This window comes from Microbacterium sp. Root553 (assembly GCF_001426995.1).
Taxonomy (GTDB): Bacteria; Actinomycetota; Actinomycetes; order Actinomycetales; family Microbacteriaceae; genus Microbacterium.
The window spans coordinates 2,226,979-2,242,722 of the sequence record NZ_LMFY01000001.1; the positions used below are offsets into that span (position 1 = coordinate 2,226,979).

14 protein-coding genes and 2 tRNA genes are annotated in these 15,744 nt (G+C 69.0%); 7 read left to right on the plus strand and 9 right to left on the minus strand.

Annotated elements, in window-relative coordinates:
• Positions 1 to 31: 31 nt before the first annotated feature.
• On the minus strand, positions 32 to 1,276 hold the full coding sequence (locus tag ASD43_RS10315; RefSeq protein ID WP_235564108.1) for an acyl-CoA dehydrogenase family protein: 1,245 nt from the start codon (positions 1,274 to 1,276) through the stop codon (positions 32 to 34).
• A 194-nt stretch (positions 1,277 to 1,470) separates the two neighbouring features.
• Between ASD43_RS10315 and gltX the strand changes: the two genes are divergently transcribed.
• Entirely contained in the window at positions 1,471 to 2,976 is a 1,506-nt protein-coding gene (gene gltX / locus ASD43_RS10320) for a glutamate--tRNA ligase (protein ID WP_056417009.1), read from the plus strand.
• A gap of 186 nt (positions 2,977 to 3,162) precedes the next feature.
• Positions 3,163 to 3,234: transfer RNA gene (locus tag ASD43_RS10325), tRNA-Gln, on the plus strand.
• A 53-nt stretch (positions 3,235 to 3,287) separates the two neighbouring features.
• On the opposite strand, the gene ASD43_RS10330 is transcribed toward ASD43_RS10325, so the two are convergent.
• The gene (locus ASD43_RS10330; RefSeq protein WP_056417011.1) at positions 3,288 to 4,208 is read right to left on the minus strand and encodes a hypothetical protein; all 921 of its coding nucleotides are present in this window, start codon (positions 4,206 to 4,208) and stop codon (positions 3,288 to 3,290) included.
• 167 nt (positions 4,209 to 4,375) lie between these two features.
• On the opposite strand from ASD43_RS10330, the gene ASD43_RS10335 reads away from it, so the two are divergent.
• Entirely contained in the window at positions 4,376 to 5,335 is a 960-nt protein-coding gene (locus ASD43_RS10335) for a DNA topoisomerase IB (RefSeq protein ID WP_056417014.1), read from the plus strand.
• Positions 5,336 to 5,363: 28 nt separating this feature from the next.
• On the opposite strand, the gene ASD43_RS10340 is transcribed toward ASD43_RS10335, so the two are convergent.
• A complete protein-coding gene (locus tag ASD43_RS10340; protein WP_056417016.1) occupies positions 5,364 to 6,221 on the minus strand; it encodes a 3-hydroxyacyl-CoA dehydrogenase in 858 nt (285 codons plus the stop codon).
• A 35-nt stretch (positions 6,222 to 6,256) separates the two neighbouring features.
• Positions 6,257 to 6,703 carry a MarR family winged helix-turn-helix transcriptional regulator gene (locus ASD43_RS10345; RefSeq protein ID WP_149423156.1) on the minus strand — a complete coding sequence of 149 codons (447 nt, stop codon included), beginning with the start codon at positions 6,701 to 6,703 and terminating at the stop codon, positions 6,257 to 6,259.
• Positions 6,704 to 6,817: 114 nt separating this feature from the next.
• On the opposite strand from ASD43_RS10345, the gene ASD43_RS10350 reads away from it, so the two are divergent.
• Positions 6,818 to 7,099, plus strand: a complete 282-nt coding sequence (locus ASD43_RS10350; RefSeq protein WP_056417023.1) for a DUF4190 domain-containing protein — start codon at positions 6,818 to 6,820, stop codon at positions 7,097 to 7,099.
• Positions 7,100 to 7,111: 12 nt separating this feature from the next.
• The gene (gene pepN / locus ASD43_RS10355) at positions 7,112 to 9,625 is read left to right on the plus strand and encodes an aminopeptidase N (RefSeq protein WP_056417026.1); all 2,514 of its coding nucleotides are present in this window, start codon (positions 7,112 to 7,114) and stop codon (positions 9,623 to 9,625) included.
• On the opposite strand, the gene ASD43_RS10360 is transcribed toward pepN, so the two are convergent.
• Positions 9,592 to 10,470: an aminoglycoside phosphotransferase family protein gene (locus ASD43_RS10360; RefSeq protein ID WP_056417029.1), complete on the minus strand. Its 879-nt coding sequence runs from the start codon at positions 10,468 to 10,470 to the stop codon at positions 9,592 to 9,594. The genes pepN and ASD43_RS10360 overlap by 34 nt on opposite strands.
• 2 nt (positions 10,471 to 10,472) lie before the next feature.
• A complete protein-coding gene (locus ASD43_RS10365) occupies positions 10,473 to 11,111 on the minus strand; it encodes an MBL fold metallo-hydrolase (protein ID WP_056417033.1) in 639 nt (212 codons plus the stop codon).
• A 152-nt stretch (positions 11,112 to 11,263) separates the two neighbouring features.
• On the opposite strand from ASD43_RS10365, the gene ASD43_RS10370 reads away from it, so the two are divergent.
• A tRNA-Glu gene (locus ASD43_RS10370) sits at positions 11,264 to 11,336 on the plus strand.
• A 95-nt stretch (positions 11,337 to 11,431) separates the two neighbouring features.
• Here the strand turns inward: ASD43_RS10370 and ASD43_RS10375 are convergent.
• The 3 genes from ASD43_RS10375 to ASD43_RS10385 are packed head-to-tail and all read right to left on the minus strand — an operon-like array spanning position 11,432 to position 14,445.
• On the minus strand, positions 11,432 to 12,754 hold the full coding sequence (locus ASD43_RS10375; RefSeq protein WP_056417036.1) for an acyltransferase family protein: 1,323 nt from the start codon (positions 12,752 to 12,754) through the stop codon (positions 11,432 to 11,434).
• 42 nt (positions 12,755 to 12,796) lie between these two features.
• Positions 12,797 to 13,891: a DUF4349 domain-containing protein gene (locus ASD43_RS10380; protein ID WP_056417039.1), complete on the minus strand. Its 1,095-nt coding sequence runs from the start codon at positions 13,889 to 13,891 to the stop codon at positions 12,797 to 12,799.
• Positions 13,888 to 14,445: an RNA polymerase sigma factor gene (locus ASD43_RS10385; protein ID WP_056417042.1), complete on the minus strand. Its 558-nt coding sequence runs from the start codon at positions 14,443 to 14,445 to the stop codon at positions 13,888 to 13,890. Before ASD43_RS10385 ends, ASD43_RS10380 begins: the two co-directional genes overlap by 4 nt.
• Positions 14,446 to 14,732: 287 nt before the next feature.
• Between ASD43_RS10385 and ASD43_RS10390 the strand changes: the two genes are divergently transcribed.
• Positions 14,733 to 15,740 carry a TerC/Alx family metal homeostasis membrane protein gene (locus tag ASD43_RS10390; RefSeq protein WP_056417045.1) on the plus strand — a complete coding sequence of 336 codons (1,008 nt, stop codon included), beginning with the start codon at positions 14,733 to 14,735 and terminating at the stop codon, positions 15,738 to 15,740.
• Positions 15,741 to 15,744: the final 4 nt, after the last annotated feature.

Genomic DNA, 15,744 nt, shown 5'->3' on the forward strand with positions numbered 1-15,744 from the left:
TGGGCGCGGACGCGACCGCGCCCACCGTCGCTCAGGTGTACCAGGTCGGCTCGGGTACCTCGTTCTTCAGCACGAACGTGCCGACCTCGCGCTTCTTGTACGCGATCGGATCGTGCAGGCTGTGCGTACGCAGGTTGCGCCAGAAGATGTCGAGGCCGACCGAACTCGCCGACGCCCGAGCACCCGTGAGCTCGTAGACCTTCGTGGCGACCGTCAGCCCGTCGTCGACGACCCGCAGCTTGCCCGCCGCGACACGCACCGCGATCTCACCGCGTCGGCGAGCGGTCAGCTCCTCCCGTGGGGCGTGCAGCACGGCGCTGATCTCGCCGCCGACGGCGTCCAGCAGTGCCTCGTCGGCCCAGAGCGTCGACGCCAGTTCGCCATAGCCTTCGAGCAGGTACCACTCGTCGGTCGCGTGCTGCTTGTCGTCTCCTCCGTACGGCCAGGGGCGCGTGCGGGTGCGCGTGTATGCGGAGGCCGTCTCGAGCGCTCCCTGCGCGATGCCGAGGTAGAAGTTCGCGAACACGAGCTGGATCGTCGGCACGTTGAGGGTGTTGTAGGTCAGCGGCCGGAACTGCCTGTCGACGAAGCCCGCCGCCTCAGCCCACGGCACGCGGACATCGCGGATCTGCACCGAGCCGGACTCGGTCAGGCGCTGGCCCAGGCTGTCCCAGTCGTCTGCGAACACGATGCCGTCCTGAGCGGTGGGGACGATGGCGAAGATGTGCGTGTCGGTGCCCTCGAGGACTCCTTCGAGCACCGTGAGATCCGAGATCTGGCCACCTGTGGAGAACGACTTGCGCCCCGAGAAGACGAGGTCGTCTCCGTCCTCTCGGATCAAGAGGTCGGAATCGCGCGGATTGACCGCCCCGCCGAAGACGAAGGCGTTCGAGGTGTACAGCTCTTCGACGGCCGCGATCTGCTCCTCCGTCCCCACGAGCCGCGCGGCCCATGCCCAGAGGTAGTGGTACCCCAGGACCTGTCCGATCGACCCGTCCCCGCGAGCGACCGTTCTGATCACCCGATAGGCCGTCTCCCACGTCTCGCCGGCGCCGCCGTGCGCTCGAGGGCCGAGCAGCGTGACCAGGCCGGAGTCCTTGAGCAGCTGCACCTCGGCGTGGGGCGTCCTGTTCGCGCGGTCCCTCTCGACGGCATCCACCGCGAGGATGTCGGCCACCTCCTGAGCGCGGCCGAGCCATTCGTCGGTGGTCTGCGGCCGTGCGCTCTCGCGCCAGCGGTCGCCGAGCCCTGTGGTCACTGCATCCGTGATCGTCACGTCTTTCCCCTTCCGGTTGGTCGATGCGGCAACGATAGGAGCACGATGCCGCTGTGCCGAGCGCTGTTACCCCGGGTGAGGGGGTGTGACGCCGGGTGAGCATCTGTGACCCGCCGTGACGGGAGGCGGGCACTCGCGAACCTCCGTGGGACGGGCAGGTCGCGACGACTCGCGGCAACTAGAATCGGAGGGATATGGCTACCCCGCACCCCCTCACCACGACCGCCAGTGGCACCGACGTCCGCGTCCGCTTCTGCCCCTCGCCGACCGGACTGCCGCATGTCGGCATGGTCCGCACGGCCCTGTTCAACTGGGCGTACGCGCGCCACACGGGCGGGAAGATGGTGTTCCGCATCGAAGACACCGACGCCGCGCGCGACAGCGAGGAGAGCTTCCGCCAGCTCGTCGACGCCCTGACCTGGCTCAAGATCGACTGGGACGAGGGCGTCGAGGTCGGTGGCCCGCACGCGCCGTACCGGCAGTCGGAGCGTCACGAGATCTACCGCGGCGTCATCGACAAGCTGCTCGCGACCGGTGCCCTCTACGAGAGCTACTCGACCGCCGAGGAGATCGACGCCCGCAACGAGGCGAACGGTCGCGCGAAGCAGCTCGGCTACGACAACTTCGATCGCACCCTGACCGAGGAGCAGAAGGCCGCGTTCCGTGCGGAGGGTCGCCAGCCGGCCCTCCGACTGCAGGCGCCTGACGAGGACCTCACGTACGTCGACCTGATCCGCGGCGAGGTGACCTTCCCCGCGGGATCGTTCCCCGACTTCGTGGTGGTGCGCCCGAACGGCATCCCGCTCTACACCTTCGTCAATCCGGTCGACGATGCGCTGATGGGCATCACGCACGTGCTGCGCGGCGAGGACCTGATGCCGTCGACCGCGCGCCAGCTCGCGCTGTACGCCGCGCTGATCGAGGCGGGCGTCACGACGTTCGTCCCGCGCTTCGCGCACATGCCGCTGGTGCTGGGGGAGACGGGCAACAAGAAGCTCTCCAAGCGCGACCCGCAGGCCGACCTGTTCCTGCACCGCGACCGCGGGTTCATCCACGAGGGGCTGCTGAACTACCTCGCACTCCTCGGCTGGTCGATCAGCCATGACCGGGACGTCTTCTCGCTCGAGGAGTTCACCACCGCCTTCGACATCGTCGACGTCAACCCGAACCCGGCCCGCTTCGACCAGAAGAAGGCCGAGTCGATCAACGGCGACCACATCAGGGCGCTCGACGGCAAGGACTTCGCCGAGCGGACCATCCCGTACCTCGCCGCCGCCGGACTCTTCGACGAGCCGACGCACGAGCAGCTGGTGCTGGCATTCCGCGTCGCGCCGCTGGTGCAGGAGCGTGTGCAGCTGCTGGGGGAGGTGCCCGGTATGGTCGGGTTCCTGTTCACCGACGAGGTGTCGTACGACGCGGATGCGCTGAAGGGCCTGCCGGCGAACGCCGCCGAGGTGCTCGAGGCGTGCGCCACGGCGCTAGAGCCGGTCGACGAGTTCACCCCGGACAGGATCCAGGAGGCTCTCGCCGAGGCTCTGGTCGAGAAGCTCGAGCTCAAGCCGCGCATAGCCTACGGACCCCCGCGCGTCGCGATCACGGGTCGTCGGGTCTCGCCGCCGTTGTTCGAGTCGATGGAGCTGCTGGGCAAGGACGAGTCGCTGCGGCGCCTGCGGGCGCTGTCCGCGTTCCTCGCCCGCTGAGTCGCAGAGCGGATGGCCGAGAGGGCGGGTGCCGACGGGCGCCCGCCCTCTCGTCGTCTTCGCGACGGAATGACAGCGCGGGAGACGGATCGGAGGGCGACGCGCCCGGCCCGGTCGGTGCGTTTTGGCATTAGGGCCGTGGCTCGGGTAGGCTTGACTCTCGGTGCGAGGCTCCGGTTTCGCCCTTGGGGTATGGTGTAATTGGCAACACGGCGGTTTCTGGTTCCGTTGTTCTTGGTTCGAGTCCAGGTACCCCAGCAAGACGAAAACCCCCGCTCAGGCGGGGGTTTCGTCGTTTCCGCGCCCGGCTTCTATTCGCACTCTCCGAGGAAGCCGAGGTAGCAGACGGCCTCGTGCGTCTCGGCGGGCCGGTAGTCGTCGTTGGACACCTGCCTCGTGTCGATCTCGGGCGTGCGGCTGAGTGTGCCGTAGGTGCCCAGGGTGGCCACGTAGTAGCCGTCGCCGTCCTGCGCCCTCATCTCGTCGATCGCGCCGCTGTACTCGGTGCAGAGGGCGGTCGCGGCTTCCGTGAGCTCCACGCCGACACAGGAGGCGGTGTAGGTGGCGGCCATGAGGTCCGTGCAGTCGGTCCAGTCCTGATTGACGGTGCAGGGGTTCGTCGAATCCATCGCCACGTCGTAGCGCCCGGTCTCGAACTCCTCGCTGTGGAAGGTCTCGGGCTGCTCCGGCACGTCGGTCTTGGTCCAATGCCGCGCCGTCGTGAACGCGAAGACCACCACGATCGCCGCGATGACGAACAGGGCGCCGAGGACCGAGAGGGTGACCCACAGGCCCACCCGCTTCTTCTTCACGGGCTGGCCGTCGGGACCGGGCAGATGACCCGGGTATCCGGGAGCCGCCCCGTACGCGGGGTCGTACCCGGGGTACGGCTGCGTCGCCGCGTAGGCCTGACCGGCGGGTGCCGCGAACACCTGATCCGCCCGCGCTGCGGGGACGGTGTCGTGGATCGGGATCGTCGGCTGCGAATCCGCGGCAGGGGCGCTCTCGGATCCGGGCGGAGCGTACGGCGCAGACACGGCGTACGCGGGAGGCGGCGGGGGAGCGGCGGCCGGGGACGGCTGGATCGACAGCCAGTACGCGTGCCAGCTCTGCGTGGATGCGGGGTCGCCGGCGACCTGCTGCGCCTCGAGGTCGGTGAGCGGAAGTCCGAGCGTCGCCCTCAGATCGGGTCTGACCAGGGCAGCGTGGAAGTCCTCGAGCGACATCGTCATAGTCAGAGGATGGCAGACCTGCGCCGCGGTCGACAATCCGGCGATCGCGCCTAGCAGGTCGGATGCGGTCGGCGCCACACCCTTCCCGAGGTGCGCCGGGGGCGGGCATCGTAATGACGGTATTCCGCAGGACGGCGCCGCAGCGGCGGTGCAGGCAGGAGCAGACCATGGCACTCACCCGAGTCGTGCCCGGGCAGACCCCCGGCATCCGTCGCGTGCGATCGGGGTCGGGGTTCCGCTATCTCGACGCCGCGGGTCAGCCGGTCGTCGAGGCCGACCGCGAGCGCATCGACGATCTCGTCATCCCGCCGCGGTGGCACGACGTGTGGATCGCGGCCGATCCGCTCGCGCACATCCAGGCCGTCGGCACCGACGATGCGGGCCGACGCCAGTACCTCTACCACCCGCTGTGGCGCACCGGTCGCGATCAGCGCAAGTTCGCCCGCGCGCTCAAGCTCGCCGCGGCGCTGCCCGCGGCGCGGGCGAAGGTCACGCGTGCCATCGGCGAGCCCGGCCTGTCGAAGGAGCGCGCCCTCGCCGTGGCTTTCCGCCTGCTCGACGACGGTGCGCTGCGCATCGGCTCGGAGCGATACCTCGTCAAGCACGGCAGCAGGGGGCTCAGCACGCTGCGGCGCCGTGACGTACGCATCGAGGGGAGCACGGTCTCGCTCGAGTTCCCGGCCAAGAGCAGGCAGCTCGCCTCGATCGAGATCACCGACGGTCCGCTCGCAGAGGCCCTGTCGGAATTCGCCGTGGGCTCGCCCCGGGAGACGCTTCTGGCGTATCGCAAGGGGCGGCGTCGAGTCCGACTGACATCGGGGGAGATCAACGCCTACCTGCGCACGGTCGCCGGGTCCGCGTTCACGGCGAAGGACTTCCGCACCCTCCACGGCACGATCCTCGCCGCGGACGCCCTCGCGCGGATCGGACGCCTCGAGACCAAGAACGAGCGGCGGCGAGCCGAGCGCCTGGCCGTGCAGGCCACGGCCTCGGCGCTCGGCAACACCATCGCGGTCGCCAGGGGGAGCTACATCGACCCGAAGGTGTTCCGGCTGTACGCCCGAGGGCGGCTGCTCGACCTCTCCGTGTCGCCCGAGACCGCCATCCGCAAGCTGCTCGCGCGGTGACACCGTCTGCGGCGTCCGGTCGTTCCGGTCAGTTCGCGCGCGGGTACGTGTAGAAGCCCTCGCCCGTCGAGACGCCGAGCTTGCCCTTGTCGATGTACTGCTCCTTGAGCAGCTGCGCGAAGCGCTGCTGCTTCTCGCCGCCCATCCGGGAGATGTTGTAGGCCGTCGTGAGACCGACGATGTCGTAGATCTCGAACGGGCCGGCCGGCGCTCCGGTGCCGATCCGCCAGGTCGCGTCGATCGCCTCGGGGTCGGCGATGCCGTCGACGAGGAGTCCGGCCCCGGCTTCGAGGAACGGCACGAGCATGGAGTTCAGGAGATAGCCCGCCTTCTCCTTCTTGATCGGGATCGGGACCATGCCGATCTCCGCCGCGAACGCGACGACCGCGTCGTAGACCGACGGGTCGGTCTCGGGAGTTCCCATCACCTCGGCGGTGTTGTGCGACCAGATCTCGTTGGCGAAGTGCAGGGCGAGGAACCGATCGGGGCGCCCCGTCGACGCGGCGAGTGCGCTGGGGAGCAGAGTCGAGGAGTTGGTCGCGAAGATGGTCGTCTCCGGCGCAGCGTCCGCGAGCGTGCGATAGATGTTCTGCTTCAGCTCCAGGTTCTCGGGGACCGCCTCGATGACGAGGTCGGCGGTGGCAGCGGCATCCGTCAGGTCGGAGGTGAGGCGGATGCGGGCGATGGTCGCCGCCGCTCGGCCGCCTGCGGCATTCTCCACACCGTCTGCGACGTATCGTGCGGCGAGTGCGTCGAACCGCTCGGCCGCGCGGTCGAGCGCGGCCTGATCGATGTCGTACGCCACGACGTCGAAGCCGTGGAAGGCGGTCTGGAACGCGATCTGCGATCCGAGGACGCCGGTGCCGAGAACGGTGATGTTCTTCATTTCTCTTCCTTCTGTGGGGGCCTTGTGGGCCGTGGTCACGATGTGACGTCGCCGCGGTCGAAGCGCTGGAGGTCGTGCGCGAAGCGCGAGACCTCGGCATCCGACCATCGAGCGAGATGGGTGTCGATCACGTCCTGCAGCGTGTCGAGCGTCCGTCGGAAGGCGTCTTCGCCGTCTGGTGTGAGTTCGAGGGGGCGACCGCGCCCCGCGGTTCCCGGCGCCTCGCGGACGAGCCCGAGCGTGATGAGGGAGGAGAGCTGCCGCGACACCGTCGAGCGGTTGAGCCGGAACATCTGCGCGATGTCGATGGACCGGATCCCCGGGGTGTCGGCGATCGCCATCACGATCGACTGATCGGTGATCGAGAGTCGGGTCTCGCCGGATCGGGCGTCCACCAGTCCTCGGCGGGTGATGGCGAGGAGGGATCGCAGCACCGCCGCACTGTCCGCTCCTCGCGCATCCGCGTCGTGCTCTTGTTGCATAGTGCAACTGTAAACCTTCATGTTGCGCAATGCAACGCAGAGCGTCGCAGGACTGCGACAGCCTTGCGACACCCTGGCGACCACCTGCCGCGATCCGCTTCCTACGCTGACGGCATGACCACTCCGTACCCGCCGCACCCGCTCTCGCCCGCACCGCCGTCGCGCACGAACGGTCTCGCCATCGCGACCCTCGTGCTGGGGATCTGCGGTTTCGCCATCATCCCGATCATCCTCGGTCACATCGCTCTGGCGCAGATCCGCGCGCGACATGAGGGCGGCGGCGGCATGGCGATCGCGGGCCTGGTGCTGGGGTATCTGACGTTCGCCGGGTACGCGGTGCTCGTCGTGGTGCTGGTCGCATCCGTGACGGGGGGAATCGTCTGGGGAGCCAGATGAAAGGATGGGGGTATGGACACAGCCAACCTCACGCGAGAGGAGACTGCCGCGCGATCCGCTGCGGTCTCGGTCCGCAGCATCCGCGTCGAACTCGATCTGACCGGAGCGCCCGAGCGGGCCCGCAGCGGATTCCCGACGGCGACGACGCTGGAGTTCGCCTCGACGGTCGAGACGACGTGGCTCGATTTCATCGGCGAGAGCGTGACGCGCCTCGTCGTCAACGGCGCAGAGCAGGAGATCGTCTACGACGGCGCCCGCATCGCGCTGCGCGGCCTCGCGAGCGTCAACACCGTCCGGGTCGAGGCCGTCGGCGCGTACAGCCGCTCCGGTGAGGGGCTGCACCGCTTCCACGACCCGGTCGACGACCGGACGTATCTGTACACGCAGTACGAACCCGCCGACTCCCGGCGGGTGATGGCCTGCTTCGAGCAGCCCGACATCAAGGCGCCCTACACGTTCGTGGTCGACGCGCCGTCGGGCTGGGAGGTGCTGTCGAATCAGACCGCCGCGGTCGTGGACGTCGGCGTCGGCGTGCAGCGCGTCGAGTTCGCCCCGACGCTCCCCATCTCCAGCTACATCACCGCGGTCGCGGCCGGCCCCTATCTCCGCGTCGACGGCGAGTGGCGGCGCGGCGAGCAGCACATCCCGCTCGGGCTGTTCGTCCGTCGGTCCCTGTCGCCGTACCTCGAATCCGATGAGATCCTCGAGGTCACCCGCCAGGGGCTCGACTTCTTCGACGAGTCGTTCGCCTCCCCGTACCCGTGGGGCAAGTACGACCAGATCTTCGTTCCCGAGTACAACCTCGGAGCCATGGAGAATCCGGGTCTCGTGACCTTCACCGAGGCGTATCTCTCGCGAGGGGCCGCGACCCAGGCCCAGCGCGCGGCGCGGGCGAACACGATCCTGCACGAGATGGCACACATGTGGTTCGGCGACCTCGTGACGATGAAGTGGTGGGACGATCTCTGGCTGAAGGAGTCCTTCGCCGACTACATGGGATCGCACGCCTCGGCCGTCGCGACCCGCTTCCACGACGCATGGGTGAAGTTCGCCGCGAACCGCAAGGCGTGGGCCTATCAGCAGGACCAGCTCCCCACCACGCATCCGATCGTCGCGGACATCACCGATCTCGAGGCGGCGAAACTCAACTTCGACGGCATCACGTACGCGAAGGGTGCGGCCGTGCTCAAGCAGCTCGTCGCGTTCGTCGGCGATGAGGCGTTCTTCGAGGGAGCGCGTCGCTACTTCGCCGCCAACGCGTTCGGCAACACGACGCTCGAGGACTTCCTCGTCGAACTCAGCGCGGTATCCGGTCGCGACATGTCGGAGTGGTCGCGAGCCTGGTTGCAGACGACCGGCGTGTCGACACTGTGGATCGAGCGGGATGCCGACGGGGCGACGGTGCTCGTGCAGAGCGATGCGCGACCGCACCGCCTGCGCGTGGGGTTCTACGAGCACGTGGACGGCCGGGTCGTCCGCCGCGAGCAGATCGCGCTGGACATCCACGACGAGCGCACTCGGGTCGAATTCCCTGACGCCGATCTCGTGCTGCTCAACGACGACGACCTGACCTACGCCAAGGTGCGCCTCGACGAGGCGTCACTGGTGACCGTCCACGACCTGCTGTCCGATGTCGAGGATCCGCTCGCGCGCGCGGTCATCTGGTCGTCGCTGTGGAACGCGACACGGGACGGCGAGCTGGCGGCGACCCGCTACACCTCGATCGTGCGAGCGCACGCGCCCGGGGAGACGAACATCGGCCTCCTGGGCGGTGTGCTCGCGAATGCGCTGTTCGCCGTCAGACACTACGTCACGGACGAGGACAGGCAGCACGAGCAGAGGCAGTGGGTGGAGGCCGCTTGGAGCGCGCTGCACGCGGCGGATGCGGGCAGCGACGCGCAGCTCTCCTGGGCGCGTGCGGTGGCGGCCGCATCGGCGTTCGATGACGTGCGTGTCGATGATCTCCGCGCGATGCTCGACGGCCAGGTGCCCGAGGGGCTCGTCGTCGACCCGGACCTGCGGTGGCAGCTGCTGACGGCGCTCGCGACGACGGGGCACGCGGGATCGAGCGAGATTGAGCACGAGCTGCAGCGTGACGACACCGGAAGCGGCCGCACCGCCGCGCGTCGGGCCCTCGCCGCGCGACCAGATGCGACGGTGCGAGCCGCCGCCTGGCACGCCGCCTGGACGGACGAGGGCCTCAGCAACGATCACCTCGATGCCGAGATCGCCGGGTTCCGTGCCGGTGGCCGCCGAGATCTCGTCGAGGGCTTCGACGAGGAGTACTTCGACCGCATCCTGCACGCGTGGCGTTCGCGGAGCATCGAGCTGGCGCGACGCCTGGTCGCTGGGCTCTTCCCCGCGATGCCGACGCTGCAGCGCGTCGACGCGTGGCTCGACGAGCACCACGACGCCCCGGCCGCCCTTCGCCGGATCGTCATCGAGCAGCGTGATCATCTCGCCCGGGACATCCGTGTGCGAGCGGCGCAGGCTCAGTCCGCCTCGAGCTCTGCGACGGTGCTCTGACCCACGGCGAGATGGTCCGGTCGATCGTCGCTCTGCGTCAGGAGGACGAGGGCGATGTACGCGGCCCAGGCTCGCGCGCGCACCCAGGTCGCGTCGTCGTAGCGAGAGCCGGTCGAGGCTCGGAACTCGGCGCGGCCTGGCGCGTCGAAGAGCATCCATGCCGACGCGAGGTCGTAGGCGGGGTCTCCCGATGTGACGTCGCCGAAGTCGATGAGCGCTGCGAGCGACCCGTCGCGAACCAGGAGGTTGCCGGGGTGCAGATCGCCGTGCACCCAGACCTGCTCGACGCTCGGCGGCGCCCCGAGACCATCGGCCCACGCCTGTCGCAGCGCCGAGCGGGTCGGGAGCGCGTCGAGCCGAGGGCGCATCGCGCTCTCCCGTGTGCTCAGGGCGCGACCGCGCACGGGATTACGCGGCGCATCGGCGGGTGCCGGTACATGGAGGGCGAGAAGTGATGCGGCGAGCCGCGGTGCCCAGCGGGAATTCACGGTTCGTGATGACCGCAGCGCGGTCGTGCCATCGATCCAGGGGATGATCGACCACGGTCGGGGGAACGCCTCGGTCGGCTCGCCGGCGAGCACCGGGATCGGAGTGCGGATGCCGAGCGCCGCCAACACCGGCCCGATCTCTGCCAGTGCACGGTGCTCGTTGGCGATGAGAGGCACCGCGAGGGCACGTCTCGGCAGGCGCACGAGCAGCTCGGAGCCGAGCCGCCACATCGCGTTGTCCCAGCCCTCGGCGAAGAGCCGGAGGGGGAGTTCGGACAGGCGCGGCGCCGCCGTGCGGAGCAGCGCCCGCACGGCGACCTCGTCGACCGGATACTCTGCGGCGGGGGAGTCCGCCATGCTCAGATGTCGAGCGACTCGCCCGGTTCGAGGACCGAGAACTCTCCGCCGCCCTGTTCAGTGGCCCACTGCAGGCGCTGGCGGTGCATGGTCTTTCCCGCGACCGACAGCGTCATGTCGTGCGTCCCGAATGCACGACGGGGCGCGACTGCGAGCACGTAGTCCATAGCCTCGCCGACCTTCAGCCAGGGTGCGCCGAGCGGGGCGGCGAGCGTGCCGACCTCGACCCCCTCGGGTACCGCGTAGGAGTCGCCGGGGTAGTAGAACGTGTCGTTGACCAGCACGCCCACGTTGTCGACCGTGGGGAGCGAGGAGTGGATCACCTCGTGGGTGCCGCCGAAGAACCGCAGGGTGAACGCACCGACCTCCACCGTGTCTCCGGGAGCGACCACGGAGATCTCGTAGCCGCCGGCGGCGGCCGCGACGCCGGCGGGCGCATAGATCGGCGTGCCGGGGGCTGCTCGGAGGATGCGGTCGAGGTGTTCGGGGGTCCAATGATCGGGATGCTCGTGCGTGATGACGAGGGCGACCAGCCCGCCGAGGTCGTTCAGCGGAGCGGTGAACGAGCCCGGATCGATGAGGAGGATGTCGTCGCCCTGCTGGATGCGGAGAGCGGCATGTTCGAATTTGGTGACGCGCATGAGACGAGTCAACTCCTTCGCGACGGCGCTGGCAAACCCCTTGCGCGTGCGCCACGCCCGGGATTCGGATGGAGTTCGGCTCGATTTGGCGGCGCGATAATCGTCATGGCATACTTGAACAGTTGTCGCGGCACGGAAACGTTCCGCCAGACGGCCCCATCGTATAGCGGCCTAGTACGCTGCCCTCTCACGGCGGTAACGCGGGTTCGAATCCCGCTGGGGTCACACAACACACGAAAGCCCTCGGTTCGCCGAGGGCTTTCGTCATCTCCGGGTGTCTCCCTCCGTTCTCCGGGCGGGGCCCGACCCGGTTCTGTAGGTCAGCGCAAGGCTGAGCGGGTCGTCGACATCAGTCGCAGCGCAGCCGCTGTCCCGATCAGCGCCGCCGCCGCGAGCGGGAAGTCGAGTCCGTACGCGGTGATCCCGACGACCGGAGTGACGAAGAGCAGCACGGCGGCGACGGTCGCACCGGCGCTCGGGTGACGGGCGACTCCGGCCGGCGGGGTCTTCTCGAACCGCACCAGCCACAGCGAGAGCGCCCACACGGCTCCGAGGACGACGAGCAGGAACAGCGGTCGCGTCCACCACCAGGCCGGACTCCCCGGCGCGGGAAGGGGGAGCGGCAACAGGAGCTGGATGCCGATGAGGATCATGATCACCGGCAGGTGCCAGAGGTAGATCGTCATGAGGCGGGAGCCGATGAGGAACACCGCGCCCTGGGCCGCCCTGGTCCGCATGAGCGCAGTGAGAGGACGACGCAGAAGCGTCAGAGCGGATGCCTGGACGACGGCGAGCATCACCATCGCCGCGGTCGGCGGCCACTGGTTGCCGAGCATGTTCCAGGAGTAGCCGCCGAGCGACACCAGGCCCCAGAGCGCGGCGTATCCGGCGGCGATGAGCAGCATCAGCTGCCAGTCCCGCCTCGCGGCGAACCACCCGTCGAACAGGAAGAACCCGAGCTGCTGGGCGAACAGCCACACGAACACGATGTTGGGGATGCCGAACAGTTCCTGACCGAGGCCGTAGCCGGTGCCCGCGATCGGCTGGATCGCGAGCATCCCGCCCACGACCGTGAAGCGGAGCGTGTCGATGACCACGGCGCCCGCGAGAAGGACGATCAGCACGTGCATGCCGTGGCGTTCGTGCAGGCCCATCATCGTCGGGGCCAGGGCCTGGACGATCATGTACGCCGCCAGGAACCAGAGCGGCGATCCGATGCCGATGGCAACCACGTCGACGAGGGCGGGGTCGAGCCCGATCAGTCGGGCGGCGCCGAGCGCTGCGGTGAGGAAGACGAAGAGTGCGAGCGCGGGGCGTGCGAGCCGCAGCAGGCGCACGCGCACGAACACGTCTGCGGACTCGCCGCGGGCGACCGCCGACCGCCAGCCGGCGCGTGCCGCGTACCCGCCGACGACGAAGAACAGCGGCATGATGTTCGCCACCCATGAGGCGGCCGTGAACCACGGCTGCGCCTCGACCGTCCGCTCGATGAGCAGCGATCCGTCGGGCGCGCGCCCGACCCCGGTGAAGAGGATGTGCACGAACACGACCAGCAGCACGCACGTGACCCGCGCCAGATCGAGCGTGAGGTCGCGGCCCTGCGGGGCCGTGCGAGGCGTCGAGACTGCGGCGGCGCTGCTCATGCCGACGACTCTAGCGGTGCACGGCTCCCGGCCCGGGGAGCCTCACTCCGAGAACTCCTCGGCGGCAGGCACCCCGACCGTGCGGCGAGCGCGACGTGCTCGTCGGATCACCCAGATCGCGAGGAGGACGACGGCACCCAGTGCGAGCCAGGGGAGGACGAAGCCGAGTGCGATGACCAGGGCGTTCAGCGACACCACGAGGCCGTTCCAGCCGGCGAACAGGCCGTCGGCGAACCCGGCGGGGTCGGCGGTCGTGGCGGGAGCCGTGCGGGTGAGCTGCACCTGCAGAGTCGACATCGAGACCTGATCCTCGAGGGCGGTGAGCTGCTGCTGGTAGGACTCGAGCTGCGCCTGTCGGTCCGTGAGCGCGACCTCGGCCTCGATGAGCTCCGCGACCGTCCCGGTCTGCGCCATGAGCTCGGTCAGCCGCTGCACCGACGCGGACGTCGCGTCGACCCGCGCGCGGAGGTCGATCGCCTCGGAGGTGACGTCCTGCTTCGAGATCGACGACGTGAGCACGTCGCCGGTCTCCGCGAGCTCGTCGACCACGGTGGTGAGGTCTGCGGAGGGCACCCTGATGCTGACCCACCCGTAGCCCGGATCCACGGGAGCGGGCGCGGAGGTGTCGTCGGTCGCCTCGCTCTTGCCGATCTCGGTGCTCTCGACGTAGCCGCCGTGCTTCTCCGCGAGGGCGGCGATCGCCGCCCCGGCATCCGCGATGTCCTTCACCTCGAGGGTGGCGTTGGCCGTCGCGATGATCTCGCGGTCCACCGCATCGTCGGCAGCGGGCGCCACCCCTGTCGACTCCGGGGCCGCATCGGAGGCGCTCTGGTCGACGCTGCCGGAGCGGGAGGTGTCGACGGCGACGCCGGGGGGCATCCCGCCCCCGTCGGCGGTGCTGGACGCGCTGCCGCCGACGATGCCGAGGATCGGCGGGGTGACGAGGACGCCCACCACGAAGGCGGCGGCCACCCCGGTGCCCGTCAGCCATCCGCGTCGGCGGGCCCGCGCTCGGGCCGCGGCCGGGGTCGGCCGGGGACGCCGGGCGGCGATCTCGTCGAACACGGCGGCCTCGATGCGCGAAGCCGCGGCATCCGACAGCTCGGGAAGGTCGTCGTGGGGTGTGTGGTCGTTCATGCGTCGCTCGCTTCCTTCACGGCACCGCGCAGTCGGGTGCGGACTCGGGAGAGACGGTTCCGGACGATCGCGTGACTCACGCCCAGCTCCTCCGCGGCAGCCTGGTACGCGTAGCCCTCCGCTGCGCAGAGTCGGAAGATCTCTCGGTCGAGGTCGCTCATCGTTCCGACCTCAGCCGCGATCCTCGCCGCCATCGCCGCGGTGATCACCTGCTCCTCGACGCTGATCGTCGAGGGGAGGGTCTCGTCGACGGCCTCTGTCGTGTGCGCCCGATCCCGCAGGCGCTGGCGCAGACGGTTCGCGGCCTGGAACCGGCAGATCGTGGCCAGCCACGGGAGGATCGACTCTCCCCGCAGCTCGAGGTCCGGCAACTTGCGCCAGGCGGTCACGAAGGTCTCCTGGGTGACGTCCTCGGCGTCGGCGGGGGAGCCGAGGATGCCGTGGGCGATCCAGTAGACCGGGCGTACGTGCAGGCGGTACAGCTCGCGGAACGCGCTCTCGTCGCCGGCCGCGGCCTGAGCCGCCCATCTCTGATCACTCGTCTGCACGGGCATCCTGTTTCCGTTCGGTGTCTCTCACCCGGGAAGTGTCGGCGGATGCCTCATCGTCTCAGATGGTCGACGAGATGTTCCTCGCGGCTGCCGGTGGTGCGTCATGTTGTGAGAGCGTGCACCCGAACGCTCCGCGCTCGGCTAGCATTGGCGACGCGAGAGGGAGTATCCCGTCAGCGCATCCGCCGTCATCACGAGCATCGACATCGCTGCTCCGGTAATGCGACGCACTTCGTGCGTGGGAGAGACTTTCGATCAACTCCCGACCCTCCGAAAGGTCAAGCACGCCCGTGGAAATCCCTCTCTGGTTCGAGATCACCTCGATGATCGTCCTGTCGATCATCCTGCTCGGCGACCTGCTCCTGATCCGCCTCCGCCCGCACATCCCCTCGACGAAGGAGTCGACCCTGTGGGTGGTGTTCTACGTCGGACTCGCGCTGCTCTTCGCGGTGCTTCTGGGGAACGTCGGCGGCTGGCGCAATGCGGGCGACTTCATCACCGGCTGGGCGCTGGAATACAGCCTCTCGATCGACAATCTCTTCGTGTTCGTGCTGATCATGGCGCAGTTCGCTGTGCCGCGGCGCCTGCAGCAGCAGGTGCTGATGGTCGGCATCATCATCGCGCTGGTCCTCCGCGGCGCGTTCATCCTCGTCGGCGTGACGATCGTCGAGCACTTCTCGCCGATCTTCTACATCTTCGGTGCGTTCCTCATCTACACCGCGATCAAGCAGGCGATGCCGGAGGGCGACCACGACGGCGAGGTGCAGCGGGAGAACTTCATCGTCCGCCTGCTGCGCCGCCGCATCGACATCAGCGAGACGTACGACGGATCTAAGCTGCGCACCACGGTCGACGGCACGCGCATGTGGACCCCGATGGTGATCGTCTTCATCACGATCGGCGTGACAGACCTCATCTTCGCGATCGACTCGATCCCGGCCATCTTCGAGATCACCACGAACGGCTTCCTCGTCTTCGCAGCCAACATCTTCGCCCTCATGGGGCTGCGCCAGCTCTACTTCCTGCTCGGTGATCTGCTCGACCGCCTTCGCTACCTGCACTACGGCATCGCCGTGATCCTCGGATTCATCGGCATCAAGCTGATCCTGCACGCCCTGCACGAGAACGAGCTGCCCTTCATCAACGGCGGCCAGCATGTGGAGTGGGTGCCCGACATCGACAACATGGTCTCGCTGGGCGTCATCGTCGCGGCGATGACCGTCGCGACGGTCGCGAGCCTGATCGCGTCGTCCCGTGACAAGCGGGCGGCGAAGCGGCTCGACCAGCCGGTGGAGTGAGGGC

Bases quoted from the DNA above. Each gene is read 5' to 3' on its own strand.
- gltX (WP_056417009.1), top strand. From the start codon at position 1,471: ATGGCTACCCCGCACCCCCTCACCACGACCGCCAGTGGCACCGACGTC.
- ASD43_RS10330 (WP_056417011.1), bottom strand. From the start codon at position 4,208: ATGACGATGTCGCTCGAGGACTTCCACGCTGCCCTGGTCAGACCCGAT.
- ASD43_RS10335 (WP_056417014.1), top strand. From the start codon at position 4,376: ATGGCACTCACCCGAGTCGTGCCCGGGCAGACCCCCGGCATCCGTCGC.
- ASD43_RS10340 (WP_056417016.1), bottom strand. From the start codon at position 6,221: ATGAAGAACATCACCGTTCTCGGCACCGGCGTCCTCGGATCGCAGATC.
- ASD43_RS10345 (WP_149423156.1), bottom strand. From the start codon at position 6,703: ATGCAACAAGAGCACGACGCGGATGCGCGAGGAGCGGACAGTGCGGCG.
- ASD43_RS10350 (WP_056417023.1), top strand. From the start codon at position 6,818: ATGACCACTCCGTACCCGCCGCACCCGCTCTCGCCCGCACCGCCGTCG.
- pepN (WP_056417026.1), top strand. From the start codon at position 7,112: ATGGACACAGCCAACCTCACGCGAGAGGAGACTGCCGCGCGATCCGCT.
- ASD43_RS10360 (WP_056417029.1), bottom strand. From the start codon at position 10,470: ATGGCGGACTCCCCCGCCGCAGAGTATCCGGTCGACGAGGTCGCCGTG.
- ASD43_RS10365 (WP_056417033.1), bottom strand. From the start codon at position 11,111: ATGCGCGTCACCAAATTCGAACATGCCGCTCTCCGCATCCAGCAGGGC.
- ASD43_RS10375 (WP_056417036.1), bottom strand. From the start codon at position 12,754: ATGAGCAGCGCCGCCGCAGTCTCGACGCCTCGCACGGCCCCGCAGGGC.
- ASD43_RS10380 (WP_056417039.1), bottom strand. From the start codon at position 13,891: ATGAACGACCACACACCCCACGACGACCTTCCCGAGCTGTCGGATGCC.
- ASD43_RS10385 (WP_056417042.1), bottom strand. From the start codon at position 14,445: ATGCCCGTGCAGACGAGTGATCAGAGATGGGCGGCTCAGGCCGCGGCC.